This is a genomic window from Idiomarina sp. Sol25 (genome assembly GCF_033052775.1).
In the GTDB taxonomy this organism is placed as follows: Bacteria; Pseudomonadota; Gammaproteobacteria; order Enterobacterales; family Alteromonadaceae; genus Idiomarina.
In genome coordinates this window covers 123,154-140,281 of record NZ_JAUPEW010000002.1, presented here as the reverse complement: position 1 = coordinate 140,281, position 17,128 = coordinate 123,154, and the positions used below count along the sequence as shown (strand labels likewise).

The following is a 17,128-nucleotide window of genomic DNA, read 5'->3' as shown; positions in this document are numbered from 1 at the left end:
CTGACATGCGCGTTTTGGTATACTTGTCAGGTTATTCACAAAGGAGTCGTGGTATGAAACTCAAAGCATTGGCAGCCGGTATGGGACTGGCTTTGGCATCAACAATGGTGCAGGCAGAAGAACAGAAACCCAATATTATTTATATTATTGGCGATGGTATGGGGTTCGAATTTATTAGCGCGTACCGTTATGCCATGTCTGATTTAGACAGCAAAACTATTGCTGAGACTGAGTTTGATGCCATGCTGAAAGGCGCCGCAACAACCTATCCAGATGATAATACCTGGGTTACTGACTCAGCTGCCGGTGCAACCGCTCTGGCGACGGGTGTTAAAAGTTACAATGGGGCTATTGGGGTCGATTCAGATAAATATCCGCTTCAGAGTATCATGGAATTGGCTCGTGAGAATGGCTGGTCAACGGGTTCGGTATCCACCTCACAAGTTAACCATGCAACGCCGGCATCGTTTTTCACCCATCACCCGTCACGCTACGAATATAAGCAGATAGCCGACAAAATTGCGACTCAGGTGGTTGAGGGGAAGCCGTCTTTTGACGTGATGTTAGGTGGTGGACAAAGCTATTTTAACCGAGAAGATAAAAATTGGCTGGATGTATTGCCAGAGCACGGCATGCAGGTAGTAACCGATATGCAAAAGCTGAGCTCGGTTGACACTGCGCCGGTGATGGGGCTTTTTGCAGAAAAAGGTTTACCTTACGCAATTGACGGCGATGTCGATGCATTGGCCAATATGACAAGTACGGCTTTACGCCTGTTAGATAAAAAGCAGCAACCGTTTGCTTTAATGATTGAAGGCAGCGAAATTGACTGGTGTGGTCACGCCAATGATATTGCTTGTGCGGTACACGAAATGGACGGTCTAAACCGCGCCTTGAAAGTGGTCAGTGAATACCGTGAAAAGAACCCCAATACATTGGTTGTTATGACGGCTGATCACTCAACTGGGGGACTGACTCTTGGTCGTGATGGCGAGTACGCCTGGTATTCTGATCGCGTTATGAAAATTGAAAGCTCTATTGCTTTCATGAGCAAGGAAATGCTGACCATGGATACTGACAGCTGGGCGAAGTATGTAGCCGACAAAGTTAACTTTGAGCTGACTCAGGAGTATCTTGATGAGCTTGCTATTGCCGCTGAAAAAGAGGGTGAAGAGCAGCAAGAGGCCTTGCGCCAGGCGCTGATCTATATAACCGGGGACATTACCGGCACCGGCTGGACAACCGGTGGGCATACCGGCGTTGATGTTCCTGTCTTTGCTGCCGGCCCTTATAGCGAAAACTTCGGTGGTTATATGGACAATACTGATATTGGCAAGCAGCTAATAAAAATTGTCAAATAATCCCTCTTTGTAAGTTCCCCCCGACAGTCGCGCTTTATAACGCGACTGTCATATTACTGTCATAAAAATACAGCCGGAGTGCGCTAGGCTAGTTGCATGATGTATCTGTTGCCATGTCTACGCTATGAAATTTTTTAATAAAGAACTAAGCTGGCTTTCCTTTAATGAACGGGTTCTGCAAGAAGCTGCGGACAGCACAGTTCCGGCAATTGAACGAGTTCGTTTTCTCGGAATTTTTTCCAGTAATATGGATGAGTTTTTTCAGGTGCGCGTGGCTGACGTAAAGCGCCGTATTTTCTTTAGTCAGGCGACAGAAGAGCGTGAACAATATGAGCGACTGATGGCGCAGTTGCAAAAAAAAGTTGTGTTGCTGCAACAACGCTTTGATGAGGTGCTGGAAGAAGTATTAGAAACTTTAAGAAAAAATGGTATTTCCCTACTAAGCATTGACCAACTGAACGAAGAAGAACATCAAAGGCTGAAGCGCTTTTTCAGAGAAAAAGTACAGCGTTTTGTTGTGCCTATATGGGTCAATGGTAAAGGAAACCTCTCTAAGATTATCCGCGAAGATGAAACCTACCTTTGTGTCGAAATCCTCAATGACGATGAAAAGCGCTACGCGCTGCTGGAAGTGCCTTCTGATCAGATGGAGCGCTTTATTAAGTTGCCTGCTAAGGGGCGCAGTAAGAAGCATAAACTCCTCTTTTTAGATGACATTATGCAGTTAAATTTAGAAGTGCTGTTTAAGGGAATTATTCCATTCAAGCAATTGCGGGCTTTTTCGTTTAAAACCACGAGGGATGCGGAGTACCGCCCTTCAGATGATATTGAACAAAGCTTGCTTGAACGTATGGAAGAAGGCTTAAAGCAAAGAGTAAAAGCTGACCCTGTACGTTTAGTTTACGACCGCGCAATGCCGGAAGAAATGCTCGCCTTTCTAAGTGAAAAGCTGCAGTTAACTCAGTTTGATTCCTTTGTCGCCGGCGGCCGTTATCGTAATACACGCGATTTCGCTAAGTTTCCGCACTTAGGTAAAAAGTCACTGACACACAAAGCTTTGCCTGCATTGTTTCATCCAAAGTTCTCGCACTTTGATAATGTGTTTGATGCCATTCAAAAAAGCGATATCGCGCTGTATTACCCGTATCATCGGTTTTCGCATTTTACGGAGTTTGTCCGGCAGGCCGCTTACGACCCTAAGGTGACCCGAATCTCAATGTGTATTTATCGTGTGGCGCCTAACTCACGTGTGGTGCGCTCGTTGATGGATGCGGTACAAAACGGTAAGCATGTGACGGTTATGGTTGAGCTTCAGGCCCGGTTTGATGAAGAAGCAAACATTGAATGGGCTAAGGAATTAACCGACTCAGGTGTACGTGTCAGTTTTGGCATTCACGGGCTTAAAGTGCACTCGAAGCTGGTGCTGGTTCACCGCAATGAGGGGAACCTTGACAGGCGTTACGCGGTAATTGGAACCGGTAACTTTCACGAAGGAACGGCACAAATTTATACTGATTTTAGCTTGTTCACTTGTCAGCCTGATATTTGCACCGACGTTGAATCGGTATTTCATTATCTTGAGCAACCTTACCGGGCACATAAGTTTCGTCATTTAATGGTGGCACCGGTAAATATGCGCCAGAGAATAAATGATCTTATCGAGTTCGAGATAGATCAGGCTAAAGCCGGTAAACCCGCAGAACTGCTTTTTAAAGTGAATAACTTAGAAGACGAAAGCCTGATTGTGCAACTTTATAGAGCCTCCCGCGCCGGTGTTAAAATTCGGGGTATCGTACGGGGCATGTGTTCTTTGCGTCCGGGAATTGAAAACCTCAGCGAGAATATTGAAATTCGCAGTATTGTTGACCGCTATCTGGAGCATGCGCGGGTGTACGTTTTTGAGCATGCAGGCAAGAAAGAAGTCTTTATTGCTTCGGCCGACTTAATGACCCGTAACTTAGACCATCGTGTGGAAGTTGCCGCGCCCATCTATGATGATGAGGTGAAAACTGATATTTTGAAAATTATAAACTTGCAGTGGCAGGATAAAGCAAAGTCACGCTTTATTGATGCGGAACAACAGAATAAATACTGTTTTGAGTCGGATAGGCTGGCTCCTAAAGGCCGCTCGCTGGTGCCTTCACAAGTCGCTATTCACCGGTATCTTAAGCGACGTAAGAGAGATTATGAAAGCCAACAAAAAGACATCTAATAATGATCCGAAGCAGTTTGCTGCTTTGGATATTGGCTCCAATAGCTTTCATTTAATTATTGCGCGTTTAGTCGAAGGTCAGCTGCAGCCTATTTTCAAGTTCAAGCAACCCGTGCAACTGGGCGAGGGCCTCTCTAATCGCCACCTGAGTGACGCTGCGCTTTACCGTGGAGTTGAAGCGCTCCGGCAATGCGCTGTCCGGCTTGAGGGGTTTCATCGCGATACGGTGAAGGTTGTGGCCACACACACCTTACGTAAAGCGAAGAACCGTAAGCGCTTTTTGGCAGAAGCGGCCAAAGTGTTACCCTTTCCTATCGAAGTGATTTCAGGCCGGGAAGAAGCCCGGTTAATTTTTCGTGGCGTAGCAGAAACCAGTTCCGAATCTACTGGTTCTCAGTTGGTTATTGATATTGGCGGAGGCAGTACTGAGTTCGCTATTGGAAAAAATCGCCAACCGAAGTTCTTAAGTTCCCGAAGTATTGGAAGCCTGGCTTTTTCAAAAGAGTTTTTCTCATCAGGGAAAATGAGCCAAAAACGCTTTGATAAGGCGGTTGTATCCGCTCGTCAGCATGTTGAGCCAATAGCGAATTATTTGGCTGAGCACCCGGTGGAAAGCGTTTTCGGTACGTCGGGAACCATCAAGGCTATTTATCAATGGATTGTGAAGCGCGATGGCGAGCAACCTCTGGGTATAACGTATTCTCAGCTTCAGGGCTGTCGAACAGACCTTATTGCAGCTGAGTCGGTAAAAAAACTGAATAAAGAATGGGTTTCACCGGAGCGCAGGGAGTCTATCGCGGGCGGGGTTGCCGTACTCTTGGGTATTTTCGAAGAACTGGGAATTGAGCGTTTAGTTCCTCACGACTCCGCGCTAAGAGAAGGCGTTTTGTATGAACTGGCAGGCGAAGTCTTGCTGCACCAGGACGTACGGGAACGCACGATTAACAGCTTGGCGCAACGCTACTCAGTTGATTCGGCTCAAGCCCAGCGGGTGTTATCTACGGTTCAGCAAATTTGGAGTGGTGTCGCTGAAAGCTGGGGACTCAGCGGACAAGATTTGGAAGTGTTATTAGAAGGTGCGGCTAAGTTGCACGAGGTCGGGCTAAGCATTAGTGCCAGTGGTGTACAAAAGCATTCTGGCTATATTTTAGCTCATGCTTATATGCCCGGGTTTAATGCCGAAGAACAGCGCTTTCTATCGACCATTGTCCGGTACTTTCGTAAAAAAATACAAACTGCAGAATTCCCGGATCTGATTCTGTTTAGCCAAAATCAGCTTATTAAAATGCTGATAATTATGCGTCTGGGCGTTATTTTAAACAGCGATAGGCAAAACTCGAATTCATTGGATGAGGCGGTTATTGAAGACGGTGCGTTGAAACTGCAGCTGAAGGGCTCAGCTAAAGAGGATTCAGTACTCACGATGCAACTTGAGTGCGAGGCAAAAGTAATCCAGCAATTAGGTTATGAGCTGCTATTTAGTTGAAAACAACAGATGCACAAAGTAAAACGGCTTCTTTGTGCACCTGTATTCAGGACTATTTAAAACTTATACATCGCCATTAGTTGCAGGCGGTCGGGTTCTACCCAGATTTTACGGACACATCCAAAACGAGGCATAATATGCCCATAAGGAGTGTTCATGACCAAACGAAAAAAGTACAGCCCAGAGTTTAAACGTGAAGCCGTAGCTTTGACAAAACAACCCGGTGTGAGCTGTCGCCAGGTTGCTATGGAAATCGGTAGTAACCCCAATTTGCTCAGCCGGTGGCGGCGTGAAGCCGAGCCATCCTCTAAAGAAGCCTTCAAGGGATCAGGTAACCCCCGTGACGAAGAAATGGCGCGGCTTAAACGCGAGAATGCCCGGCTTAAAAAGGAACGGGATTTTTTGCGAGAAGCGGCAACGTTCTTCGCAAAAGAGTCGTCCTGAGATATCAGGCGATAGAGCGTTGCCGCGATAAGTTTCCGATACGCTTAATGTGTCGATGCCTGAAAGTGTCACCCAGCGGATATTACGCCTGGGCAGCACGACCTCCCAGTGCCCGGGACGTGGAAAATCAGCGGATCCTGACGCGCATTAAGGAGATCCACGAGGACAGTGGTGGTGTCATTGGCGCACCACGTATGCATGAAGATCTGTCTATTGAAGGTGAACGGCTGAGTCTGAATCGTGTGGCCCGCTTAATGGCCGTCAATGGCGCTCAGGGCTGGCCTCGTAAGAAAGGGTGAGGCCGAAAGCGACAGGCCGCCAGACCCGCTGGCCTTAAAAATCATCTGGCACGTGACTTCACAGCAGCAGAGCCTGAAAGTAAATGGGTCACCGATATTACCTACGGTGTGCCCGGAACTCAGGGCGAGCATGGACGCTCAAAATGAGTCACGAACTGATTTAAAATCTGCTAATACTCCGGCAGGAGCCTGATATGTTAGCAGCTATACCCGGTTGTGAGGGTATATGAGTCTGAGCGGCAGTGACTTACCGTATGCTGGTAAGGTGATGTAACCCGCTGACAACGGAGAGTGAGACGAACTCGTTACGTCAAGATGCTCTTCTAGACTGAGCATTGGGCGGATGAAGAACATGAACCAATTAATCCGTGTCTATGGGCTGAAATGTCGCCATCGTCTACACGAGTCAACAGACGATATGATGCAGTTATTTAGCTACATGTAAGGGCTGTATAACCGATTTGAGAGGCAACACTTCAGTGTCTCTCAATGGGGAGGCGCATTATCACAATTCTGCGTGGACGCATCATCACCCTACAGAACGATAGGGCTAAAGACTGCGATTGGCATCCAATCCAATGTGCTTGAGTTTAAATCAGTAAACCGGGGAAGGTTTATTTGGCTGTTAAGGGAGCATGACCCCGATGACAAATAAGCTGGCGGAGCGTCCGTACTAGTCCGGGACAGGGAAAACCTATTACATGGCGAAGGGGCGCAGCTTAATTGATTTATGTCGGCAAATTAGCTGACCTTAATAGGGTGAAGACCTTTGATAATCAGCGAAATGCAACATAAATTAGCAACATGGACTGAAACAAACAAAACAAGGCGTATTAATCGCCTGTTGCGTTTGATCAGTCATCCTGACTGGCTACGACAGGCAGCTGACATTACTCTTTCGTCTAAAGGTGCCAGAACGCCCGGCGTGGACGGAATAACAAAATACCATCTACAAGAGAATTTAGGGGCTTACTTAACAGCTATCCGTCAGGACCTGCTAACAGGTAACTTTACTCCTTCCCCTGCAAGACGTATTTATATTCCTAAAGCTAACGGTAAACAACGTCCTTTAGGTATTCCGACACTCAGAGATCGTATTGTTCAACGTGCGATGTTGATGGCAATGGAGCCGATCTGGGAAAACGATTTTCACTCGTTATCCTATGGCTTTCGACCAGAGCGAAGCGTTCATCATGCGATCCGAACCGTCAAGTTACAACTTACCGATGGTAATGAAACTCGGGGACGATGGGTAATTGAAGGTGATCTGTCGAGCTATTTCGATACAGTCCATCATCGTTTACTGATGAAAGGTATGCGCAAACGAATTGCTTGCCACCGCTTTAATCAACTGCTTTGGCGGTTCATAAAGGCCGGTCATGTCGAGCAAAATTTGTTCTGCGCAACACATCAGGGGGTTCCTCAAGGCGGTGTGATTTCACCGCTCCTGTCGAATATCATGCTCAATGAGTTCGACTGGTACCTGAACCAGTGTTACCTCAGTAAGAAAGCGAGAAAAGACCGATGGTCCTGGAACGACAGTATCAAACGAGGTCGAAAGCCTGCTATTGAGCAGAGCCGGCAATGGAAGCCGGCCGTTGCGTATTGTCGTTATGCCGACGACTTTGTTCTTATCGTTAAAGGCACAAAGCGACAGGCACAGGAAATACGCAATCAATGCAGACGTTTTCTTGAGGACGAACTGAAACTTACGTTGAATATGGAGAAAACCCATATTACTCACGTGAACGACGGTTTTATCTTTCTTGGGCACAGAGTTATACGTAAACGAGGTCCCCGGGGAACGATGCGAGTCGTATCAACGATACCTAAACGAAAAGCCAATGCATTTACTCATTCATTATGTAAAGAGCTGGCTGGCGATCACAGTTGTAGCGTGATCGACAAAATAGAGAAGCTTAACCAAAAGTTAAAAGGTTGGTCGAGATTCTATTGCCATACAGACTTTACAGCAATGATTTACAGTAAGGTGGATCGAGCGGTATTCTGGCGATTAGCCTATTGGATGGCTCGAAAGTTTCGTACCAGCATAAAGTCTCTGATGATGAAACTGATCAGACGACCGGAAACTGGCAAAGCGAAAACATGGGTCTATTATGGGCGCAGTAACAACGGAGCTTTGCTTGGGCGGTCGCTTTACCGACTAGTAAGCAGTCCAAAACTAAGGTTTCGTTGGCGTCTACCTGAGTCTAATCCCTACTGTCGGGACGAGGAGCGCAATACGGTTACCTCTAAATATTCAGATGTTGCGATGGCGGTTAGCCACAATTAAGTGGAGAGCCGTATGCGTTGAAAGGCGCACGTACGGTTCGGAGAGGAGAAGCAGGGAGATAGTCAGACTACGCCCTGCTTCTTACTCTACTCAAAACGACTGAAGGTAAACTGTTTCTGTGCGTTGTGCTCGATTTGTACAGCAAACTGATAGTGGGCTGGTTCATGCATCATCGGCAGGATCGTTACATGGTTGTTCGCGCAGTGGAAATGGCCGTCTGGCAGCGAACGGGCAATAAACCGGTGATTTTACATTCGGATCGCGGCTCTCAATTTACCAGCGGTGATTATCAGCGTGCTCTCAAATTTAATAACCTGATCAGCAGCATGAGCGCAGTCGGTCACTAAAGCGACAACGCCGCCTGTGAAGGATTTTTTGGGATATTGAAGCGTGAAAGAGTGAATTACCGCCGTTACCGAACAAGAGACGAAGCTCGTCCAGATATCTTTGATTATATTGAGCGGTTTCATAATCCAAGAATGCGTCGTAGACTGGCAAAACAAGATCAGCAGTTTAGTGCGATTTTAAACCGTCCGTGATAACGGGGTAGAACCCCCAGTGATAATTTATATCACTGGAGTTTCGCAGCCTCACTAGAACGCTCAACTGATCATAATTGTGCGCTAAGCGTATTCGTTTCTTTCACTGACAAAAAAGCGGAAGTGTAGCGTCCGAAAAAGTAATAGGCTTGACAAGTTTTTTACCACTGGAACTGTCGATAACCTCAGCCAAATAGTTAGTGTAAGCAGAGCGATCGAGTAGAACATCATTAGTACTAGTGGAGGCTACCAATTCACCATTTCCTGCGGTTAAACTATCGCCGCCTCCGTAAACTCGATAGGAGATTGAGCTCTCTTCGTTATTAATGATGGTTCTAAGAACAAATGCATCGCAACTGTCCATTTCTAATAAACTACTGTATAGCTGCGCGTCTGACTCGGTTACATTTGATGTCATACTGGTTAAGTAACTTTCAGCTTCAAAACTTGCGTTCTGAATCGGATCTAAAAAGTGAGTTATACTACGCTCGAAGTTGACTGCTCCGTATCCACAACCAATAGTCGTACATGAGTGGAGAAAGTTATTTCGAGTCGCTGTACGTAAAGGAATAGCTGTACGCTCAATAATTGACTCTATTTCTTCTGGACTAAGATTACGATCAATTAATTTCAACATACCCGCTAACCCTGCCACTACAGGTGCGGCGAAGCTTGTACCGTTTACCCCACCATAACTGTTATGTTCTCCTTCTTTATAAACAGAGTCGTCTTTGATAGGGCTGTAAACAGTTTGGCCAAGTGCCATTACGTCAATTCCTTCACCATAGTTTGTAAAGGTAGTAGGCTCTCCATAAACGTCTAAAGCACCAACAGTAATCATGTTATTACAACTTGCAGGTGAATTATTATTAGCCATATATGCTTCATTACCTGCTGCGGCTACCAGTACCGCATTATTATTAGCGGCGATATCTACGGCTTCTTGTAAGAAATTACTGTATTCATAGTTACCGCATTGTGAAAAACCACCAACCGATAAGTTAATGATATCTGCTTTGTGCGGGTTTTCAGGAAGGTTAGGATCACCAATAACATCATTTGCTTGTACCGCCCATAAAATAGCGCGATAAATATCAAAAGTTGAACCATGATGGTCATTTACTGCAACGGCAGGAACAATATTAAGATCAACACCAGTTCCATCAGAGTAAACTGGTAAAATCCCTTTTGTACCAACACTATTATTATTTGTTGCACCAAAAACTCCGGCTACCGCCAAACCATGGCCGGTAACATGATACTCTGTATCACCATCTTGATTTGTTACTTCTTGACGATCACGGGCATCAAGTTCATCAGTAATAAAGTTATAACCATCAGCCCATTCAATATCCTCATGCTCAGTCAATCCAGAGTCAATAACAACAATATTTAACTCTTTTCCAGATAATGAAAAGTGTTTATTTAATAAATCACGAGCACGTTCAACACTTGCTGCCCCTTTAAGGTAGTGACTCTGACGGTAGAAAATAGTCTGGTTTTGATAGTAATGGTCGTTAGATTTATTTGGGTTTATACTTTGAGGTTGTATTCTACCTATCCCAAAAGGAGGCTCTGCTTTCTCGTCTTGCAATTTAAATCTGATGTTAACTTGTGCCTCAGCTATAGACGGATGATTATAAAGAACGTCGGAGAGTTCTTCGTCATCCAGGTCAGTTTTGGAGACTTGAAATAAGCCATAATCTCTAAGGGTATGAACTGCTTTTAACTTTAACCCTGTGTCTGACTCTATCATCGCTAGAGTGTCTAATGACTGCTGCTTTAATTCTGGACTAGGTATTTTTGATGAATACTGCTGCGCGGCAAAACCTTCATTTAAACGTTTTAACTTTGTCAGTCTTGGGGTTGTATAAAGGCCATCTAGGATATTCGGATTACTGAACTTAATTATGACTTCTCTATCGGACAATACAGTTTTTGACTCTTCTGTTGTCATAGCGCTTAACTGGTAAATATCTTGCGCCTGTATTGAAAAACTAAAGGTTAAAGAGATTCCTGCTAAGGTCGCTAAAGCTTTTAATTTCATAACCGCCTCGGTAATTAACATTTTATGAAGACGATTGTCATATTTTTAGGTTGAGTTTGCAAGAGATGTTACGTAACATTCTCAACAAACTATTAACCCTTTTGGATTGTTATATGAAACCAATATTTTCAATGCCACTTACCATAACTGTATCTATATTCCTTGTTGCCTGTGGTGGCGGAGAATCGGACAACAACGAGTCTAGCTCGGGTGGTGGGGACGCAGGAAGCCCAACGACTTATGAAGTATCTACTAAATTTGATTCTGAGCATGGAAGTATAGATCCAGCGAGTATTTCAGTCGAAGGGGGGAGGACAGCGGATTTTGAAGTGCTTGCCAAGAAAGGTTTTGATATAGATGAAGTAAGTGGGTGTGGGGGGGATTTAGTAGGAACAACTTATAATACTGGAGTCATATCACAAGATTGTATTATTGAGGCTACCTTCATAAAACCTATAGCTATAAGTATTGAAAGCTTTTCTGGTGTGGAGACCCCGGAGCCACAAAGAGACGGGTCTATTTTAATTAGAGTCGATGAAAAAAGTTCAGGAGAGCTGATTTTTGATTCTCGGCTATCTGGGTACACAATTCCTGCTATCTCGTCAGAGTTTGTTACGTTTTCTGTTGCTGGCAATAAACTACAGTTTGATACATACGATGTTGACGGCCCGAGTGCAATAACATTCGCAGTTTCAGCATATAAGAATGGAGAGTTACTTACACAACCTATAACCATTAAAGCTATGCAAACGGACGAGCTTGGAGTAGAAGGTGCTTTTTGTTTTAAAGGTTACTGTAATGGTGAAGAACCAAAAGAAATTAAACATAACCTATTTGAAGAGGACAGAACATACATTGCACACTATGTAGAAATTGCTCCAGCCCAAAATCCAGTCGAATACATGGTTTCTTCGGACTTTGGTGAGGTTACTGAGATAGAAGTTAACAAAGACGTTTCAGGTGATGCGTTTTCTTATGAATACAATATGAATGCTCAAGAAATTCTAATTTATAATCCATACAATTATAATGATGAGCCTTTGATTAACTATACGGTAACAATGACTAATAGTGATGGTGAACAGGCAACTGAAACTGTATCTATTATGTATTTTAATGCTTATTCTTCGGGTCGTTTCACGAACTTCAATGACACTCCTGTAGCATTACCAATACAAGGTTCAAAAACATTTAAAGTAGAACTTGAAAATTATGGTGCTGCTGACTCAAAAGAAGTTTATATTCGTGATATTGAAATGATGATTCCGAGTTTATTAGCTGATGTTGATGAAAATGATTCATGTGAGCTTGGAACAGATGACGAAGGCAACTCTATGAGTAGTCCTACTTTGGAGTCGTGTGATTTAGTTTCCATGTCTGTGGATAGAGAAACTAATGAAGTAACTATTACAACTAAACTGCAAAGTACAATTGATGAATATCGTGATCAATTTAGTAGTGGTTTTCAGTTATACCCTTATATTTTTGCTTGCGTAACAACATCAAAAGAAGATTTTAATGTAGAAGATTGTCAAGATCTTAACGTTGCTGGAATGAATGCATTTATTTCTGAATATAATGCTCAAGAACAAGCTAAGATCGATGAATTGGAACAGTTAATGCCAAAAGTTCGCGCATTTTTTGAGTATGATATTGCAATTAAAGAGTTTGCAAACTTATTAAATGTTCAAGGTTATATTTCAAATGAAAAACGTGAACAATACATTGAAGAAATTCGTTTTTTAAGTGCGCCAATTATTCAAGAATATAATATTGCAATGCAATATATATTTAACATTAATGGTAATTCTGTCTCAGGTTTAGAAAATCAAGAAAATTCAATTCAAACAACAATTGAAAATATTGAATATTATCTTAGTGTTGATGAATTAGAGGAACAAAAATCAGCTTTATATAATAAAATAATTAATGAGTCTGATGTATCTGATACTTATGGTTTGTTAGATAGTAGTTCACCAGTTGTTACAGGTGATGATGGTCAACCAACTCGTTTTGCTTATAATGAAAGTTATGGTGAAGTAATTGATGATAAGTTTGTATTTTCTGAAAAGTACCGTTTATTAGAGCTAGCTGTTAAAAAAAGTAAATATTAGGAGAGGCTGTGAAATCTGTAATAATACTGGCAGGAACTGCACTTACGTTGTTGTTTGGTTGCTCAAACGACTCTGCGAAGAGTCATAACACTGAAGTGACTGCGGAAAGTGAACAGTTAGAGGCAACTGTTCCTAATATTAGAAAGTTAATAGGTGTAACAGACGCATCGAATGTTGAATCATGTAAACTGCTTAAGGTCGGCCATAAGTCATGTGGCGGACCTGAGCTCTATTTAGTTTACAGCTCGGAAAATGTTGAAAACGAAGCTCAGCTTCTCGACCTGGTTCGCCGTTATAATTCACAATCTAAGTCGTGGAGTAGTGAGGGTAAGATGTCAAATTGTCAGTTTATTCCTCGACCGGAAGTAGAGCTTGTAGGTGGTCAGTGCAGGGCTGTAGATTGATCTTTGAAGCGCAGATATTTTCTTTAGCTTTTTAAAGATGATAGGAAACTATTAATAAAGTTATAGCTCTTATTGTATTCACTTTAATGTTGAGTAATCTAGGAAACCCAGTTTGAAATAAAACAACAATAAGAGGAAACCTTATGACAATGGAAGTGAACTCAGAACATCAGGAACAACTAAAGAAAATGGCACTTGTTGGGTATATTTTATATGCCCTGAGTCTCATTATTCCTTTTGCATCGATTGCTGCTGTTATTTTAGCCTACTTAAAGCGTAGTGAAGCCCGTGGCACTTGGGTGGAAAGTCATTTTAACTGGCTAATTAAAACCTTCTGGGTAGGCGTTATTGGAACAATCATTGGTATTATACTGTTGTTTGTTGTGATCGGTTATTTAGTACTACTGGCGGTTACGATATGGGTTATTTATCGCGTAATTCGTGGTTGGCTGGCGCTGTCAGAAAATAAACCTGTTATTGCTGACATTTAGATGTGTAGCCTGGCGTTCACGTCCGGGTCAATATCTCACCTGACATAAATGTCAGGCTACGTACATCCTGTAGCCTGACGTTCACGTCCGGGTCAATATCTCACCTGACATGAATGTCAGGCTACGCGACCTTTAGAACTTATACATCGCCATTAGCTGCAGGCGGTTTAAATCACCATCTACATTGGCTTCAGTTTCACGGTTTGCTTTTGAAATTTCCGCACCAAAAGTCAGGTTAGATGCCGGTGAATACATCATGTTAAACGCAATGCGCTGAGTGTACTCAGTCATGTCGCCTGCCAATGCCAGTACTTCACCGTCATTATCTGCCCAGCCTCGTGAGTAGACCACGTTTGAGCGCAGTTTCTCTGACCAGAAATGACGGTAGGCAAATGATACACCGGTCGAATCAATAGCTTCTAAGTCACCGTCAGTATTTACATATGCGCCGTTCCAGGTGTTAAGCCCTAAATAACGGCCTAGGCCGGAACCTGTTGTGATTGAAGCACGAATATCATCCATACCAAAGGTATACTTGGCTCCAAAGCTTACACCATAGCCCGTTTCCGTTTCATCATCGTTGTTGCCATCAACATCCCAGGCTAACTGGCGTAAAATGGCCGAAGCTTGCCAACTTAAATTGTCAGATTTGCTGCTGTACTTAAATACTAAGTCGGGAATGACACCGTCTTCTGAAACTGCACGTCCGCCGCCGACAGGTGTAACAGTCGTTTCCGGCTGTTCAATTGAGACGCTAATAGGGCCGTCGGTGTAGCGAATCTGTGCTTGCCGGTTAAAGACAATACCGTCAGTAATACCGATGAAATCGACGGATTCGGCCAGAATATTTAAATCCTGAAAGTTCGACCAGGTTTGCCCAAAAGTCCATTTCCCATACTTTAAAAAAGCTTGCCGCATACGAGGGTTGTAAGAGTTTGAAATACGCTGATCGCCTTGCGGAGTTAATTGAAAGTCCATTTCAATATGGCCTGTCAGGGTTTCACCGTTATCCAGTTCGGTTTTACTACTAAGGAAAAAGCGTGATTGACGCGCATGAAAGTCTACGACCGGATCGTCGCCTTCACCGCCAACGGGCGTCAGACTGGGAATATACTGCTGACGGTCAATACGGTTACTGTCTGGTGTCTCGCCATCGGCATAGTCTGAAACCATCATGTCCAGCTTTACGTAACCACCAAAGTTGACTTCGGTGTCATTAGCCTGAGCGCCTAAGCTCATAACACCGAGTACGGCAGCGCTTGCTGCTGATACGGTGAATTTCTTTGCTATACTTGCTTTAGCCATGGTGTTCTCCCCTGTAAGCCAAGTGTTCGTTTTGCTCGTGCATTTTATTGTTATGCCAAAGATAAACGCTGTTAATTCTCGTTAACTGGTCAATTTTTATCAATCTAGACTATGGTCTAATAGTGTTTAAGCCTTTTAAAACGTACAACAGATACCATCTTGCGAATTAAGGAGGAAGAGGTAATGTCGCAACTCTATTCAGTCCCTGAACACATTAAAGCAAAAGCCAAAATCGATAATGACGGTTACAAAAAACTTTACCAACAGTCTATAGACGATCCTGAAGGGTTTTGGAGTGAACACGGGCAGCGTATTACTTGGTTCACACCCTACAACAAAGTAAAAAATACCAGTTTCGAATCAGGAAAAGTCAGCGTCAAGTGGTACGAAGACGGCACTTTAAACGCTTGTTATAACTGTGTCGACCGCCACCTAGCGAAGAAAGCAGATAAAACTGCGATTATCTGGGAGGGCGACGACCCTAGTGTAGACAAACACATCACTTATCGCGAGCTACATAAAGAGGTATCCCGTTTTGCTAATGGTCTGAAAAAACTAGGTATTAGTAAAGGTGACCGTGTGGCTATTTATATGCCCATGGTACCGGAAGCGGCTTACGCCATGTTGGCTTGTGCACGCATTGGTGCGGTCCACTCGGTGATTTTTGGCGGCTTTTCACCTAATGCGATTGCTGATCGTATTAACGACTGTCAGGCAAAAGCCATTATTACCGCCGATGAAGGTCGGCGTGGCGGCGGAACCATTGGTTTGAAAGCCAATGTCGATAAAGCCTTAGCTGACGATGCCTGTCCTTCGCTTGAGCATAGTATTGTGTGCCGTGTTACCGAAGGTGACGTTGACTGGACCGAAGGTCGTGATGTCTGGTGGCATGAGCTGATTGGTGACGTCAGTGACGAGTGTCAGGCTGAAGTAATGAATGCCGAGGATCCGTTATTTATTCTCTATACCTCGGGTTCAACCGGCAAACCTAAAGGGGTTGTGCATACCACCGGTGGTTATATGGTGTACGCATCAATGACCCACGAGTACGTTTTTGACTATCAGGAAGACGAAGTCTACTGGTGTGCTGCGGATGTTGGCTGGATTACAGGTCACTCTTACATTGTTTACGGGCCATTGGCTAATGGCGCAACCACGCTGATGTTTGAAGGTGTTCCGACTTATCCTGGTGTTGGCCGTATTGGCGAAATTGTCGATAAACACCAAGTGAACATTCTTTATACGGCGCCAACCGCTATTCGCGCATTAATGGCAAAAGGCGACGAAGCGGCTAAAACCTCGACACGTGAAAGTCTCCGGGTTCTGGGCAGTGTTGGTGAACCAATTAACCCGGAAGCCTGGGAGTGGTATCACCGTGCTATTGGTAACGGCAAATGCCCTATTATGGATACCTGGTGGCAGACCGAAAACGGTGGTATTTTGATTACGCCATTGCCTGGTGCCACGGACTTGAAACCAGGATCTGCGACTCGTCCGTTCTTTGGTATTCAGCCCGCGTTGGTTGATAGCGAAGGTAATATTCAGGAAGGTGAAGCCGAAGGTGGCCTGGTTATTAAAGACTCCTGGCCGGGTCAAATGCGCACATTATGGGGAGACCATGAGCGCTTTGAGCAAACCTACTTCTCTACTTTTAAAGGTATGTACTTTAGTGGCGACGGCGCACGCCGCGATGCCGACGGTTATTATTGGATAACGGGCCGTATGGATGACGTACTGAACGTATCAGGACACCGTTTGGGTACCGCCGAAATTGAAAGCGCTCTGGTTGCACATAAATCTGTCGCGGAAGCGGCTGTGGTAGGGTATCCGCATGACTTAAAAGGTCAGGGTATTTATGTTTATGTCACGCCGGTTGAAGGTGTTGAAGTCACTGATGAGTTGACTAAAGAGGTTCGCAACTGGGTTCGCTCCGAACTTAGCCCAATAGCAAGTCCGGATTTAATTCACTGGACTGCCGGCTTACCGAAAACCCGTTCCGGTAAAATTATGCGTCGTATTCTGCGTAAAATTGCCGCTAATGAATACGAAAACCTCGGTGACACCTCTACGCTTGCCGATCCAAGTGTGGTAGATTCTTTGATAGAGAATCGAATGAATAAATAATGTCACCTA

At 44.2% G+C, this 17,128-nt stretch carries 10 protein-coding genes and 2 pseudogenes; 10 read left to right on the top strand and 2 right to left on the bottom strand.

Annotated features, from left to right (window positions below):
* Positions 1–53: 53 nt before the first annotated feature.
* The 6 genes and pseudogenes from Q5L94_RS04730 to Q5L94_RS04705 all read left to right on the top strand — a co-directional run.
* Positions 54–1,361 carry an alkaline phosphatase gene (locus tag Q5L94_RS04730; RefSeq protein ID WP_317497302.1) on the top strand — a complete coding sequence of 436 codons (1,308 nt, stop codon included), beginning with the start codon at positions 54–56 and terminating at the stop codon, positions 1,359–1,361.
* 124 nt (positions 1,362–1,485) lie between these two features.
* Positions 1,486–3,573 carry a polyphosphate kinase 1 gene (gene ppk1 / locus Q5L94_RS04725; protein ID WP_317497301.1) on the top strand — a complete coding sequence of 696 codons (2,088 nt, stop codon included), beginning with the start codon at positions 1,486–1,488 and terminating at the stop codon, positions 3,571–3,573.
* Positions 3,548–5,059: an exopolyphosphatase gene (locus tag Q5L94_RS04720; protein WP_317497300.1), complete on the top strand. Its 1,512-nt coding sequence runs from the start codon at positions 3,548–3,550 to the stop codon at positions 5,057–5,059. The genes ppk1 and Q5L94_RS04720 overlap by 26 nt, the downstream gene beginning before the upstream one ends.
* Positions 5,060–5,215: 156 nt before the next feature.
* Positions 5,216–5,931, top strand: a pseudogene (locus Q5L94_RS04715) (IS3 family transposase); the annotation flags it as partial.
* A 640-nt stretch (positions 5,932–6,571) separates the two neighbouring features.
* On the top strand, positions 6,572–8,095 hold the full coding sequence (gene ltrA / locus Q5L94_RS04710) for a group II intron reverse transcriptase/maturase (RefSeq protein WP_411161931.1): 1,524 nt from the start codon (positions 6,572–6,574) through the stop codon (positions 8,093–8,095).
* An 80-nt stretch (positions 8,096–8,175) separates the two neighbouring features.
* Positions 8,176–8,645, top strand: a pseudogene (locus Q5L94_RS04705) (transposase); the annotation flags it as partial.
* Between the two features lie 92 nt (positions 8,646–8,737).
* Here the strand turns inward: Q5L94_RS04705 and Q5L94_RS04700 are convergent.
* On the bottom strand, positions 8,738–10,681 hold the full coding sequence (locus Q5L94_RS04700) for a S8 family peptidase (RefSeq protein WP_317497299.1): 1,944 nt from the start codon (positions 10,679–10,681) through the stop codon (positions 8,738–8,740).
* Between the two features lie 113 nt (positions 10,682–10,794).
* Between Q5L94_RS04700 and Q5L94_RS04695 the strand changes: the two genes are divergently transcribed.
* The 3 genes from Q5L94_RS04695 to Q5L94_RS04685 all read left to right on the top strand — a co-directional run bounded on the left by Q5L94_RS04695 (position 10,795) and on the right by Q5L94_RS04685 (position 13,690).
* On the top strand, positions 10,795–12,795 hold the full coding sequence (locus tag Q5L94_RS04695) for a hypothetical protein (RefSeq protein ID WP_317497298.1): 2,001 nt from the start codon (positions 10,795–10,797) through the stop codon (positions 12,793–12,795).
* An 8-nt stretch (positions 12,796–12,803) separates the two neighbouring features.
* Positions 12,804–13,199, top strand: coding sequence for a hypothetical protein (locus Q5L94_RS04690; protein WP_317497297.1), 396 nt, complete (start codon positions 12,804–12,806; stop codon positions 13,197–13,199).
* A 143-nt stretch (positions 13,200–13,342) separates the two neighbouring features.
* Entirely contained in the window at positions 13,343–13,690 is a 348-nt protein-coding gene (locus tag Q5L94_RS04685) for a DUF4870 family protein (protein WP_054489284.1), read from the top strand.
* A gap of 132 nt (positions 13,691–13,822) precedes the next feature.
* On the opposite strand, the gene Q5L94_RS04680 is transcribed toward Q5L94_RS04685, so the two are convergent.
* A complete protein-coding gene (locus Q5L94_RS04680; RefSeq protein ID WP_317497296.1) occupies positions 13,823–14,995 on the bottom strand; it encodes a DcaP family trimeric outer membrane transporter in 1,173 nt (390 codons plus the stop codon).
* A gap of 183 nt (positions 14,996–15,178) precedes the next feature.
* Here Q5L94_RS04680 and acs point away from each other — a divergent pair, with 183 nt between their 5' ends.
* The gene (acs, locus tag Q5L94_RS04675) at positions 15,179–17,119 is read left to right on the top strand and encodes an acetate--CoA ligase (RefSeq protein WP_317497295.1); all 1,941 of its coding nucleotides are present in this window, start codon (positions 15,179–15,181) and stop codon (positions 17,117–17,119) included.
* Positions 17,120–17,128: the final 9 nt, after the last annotated feature.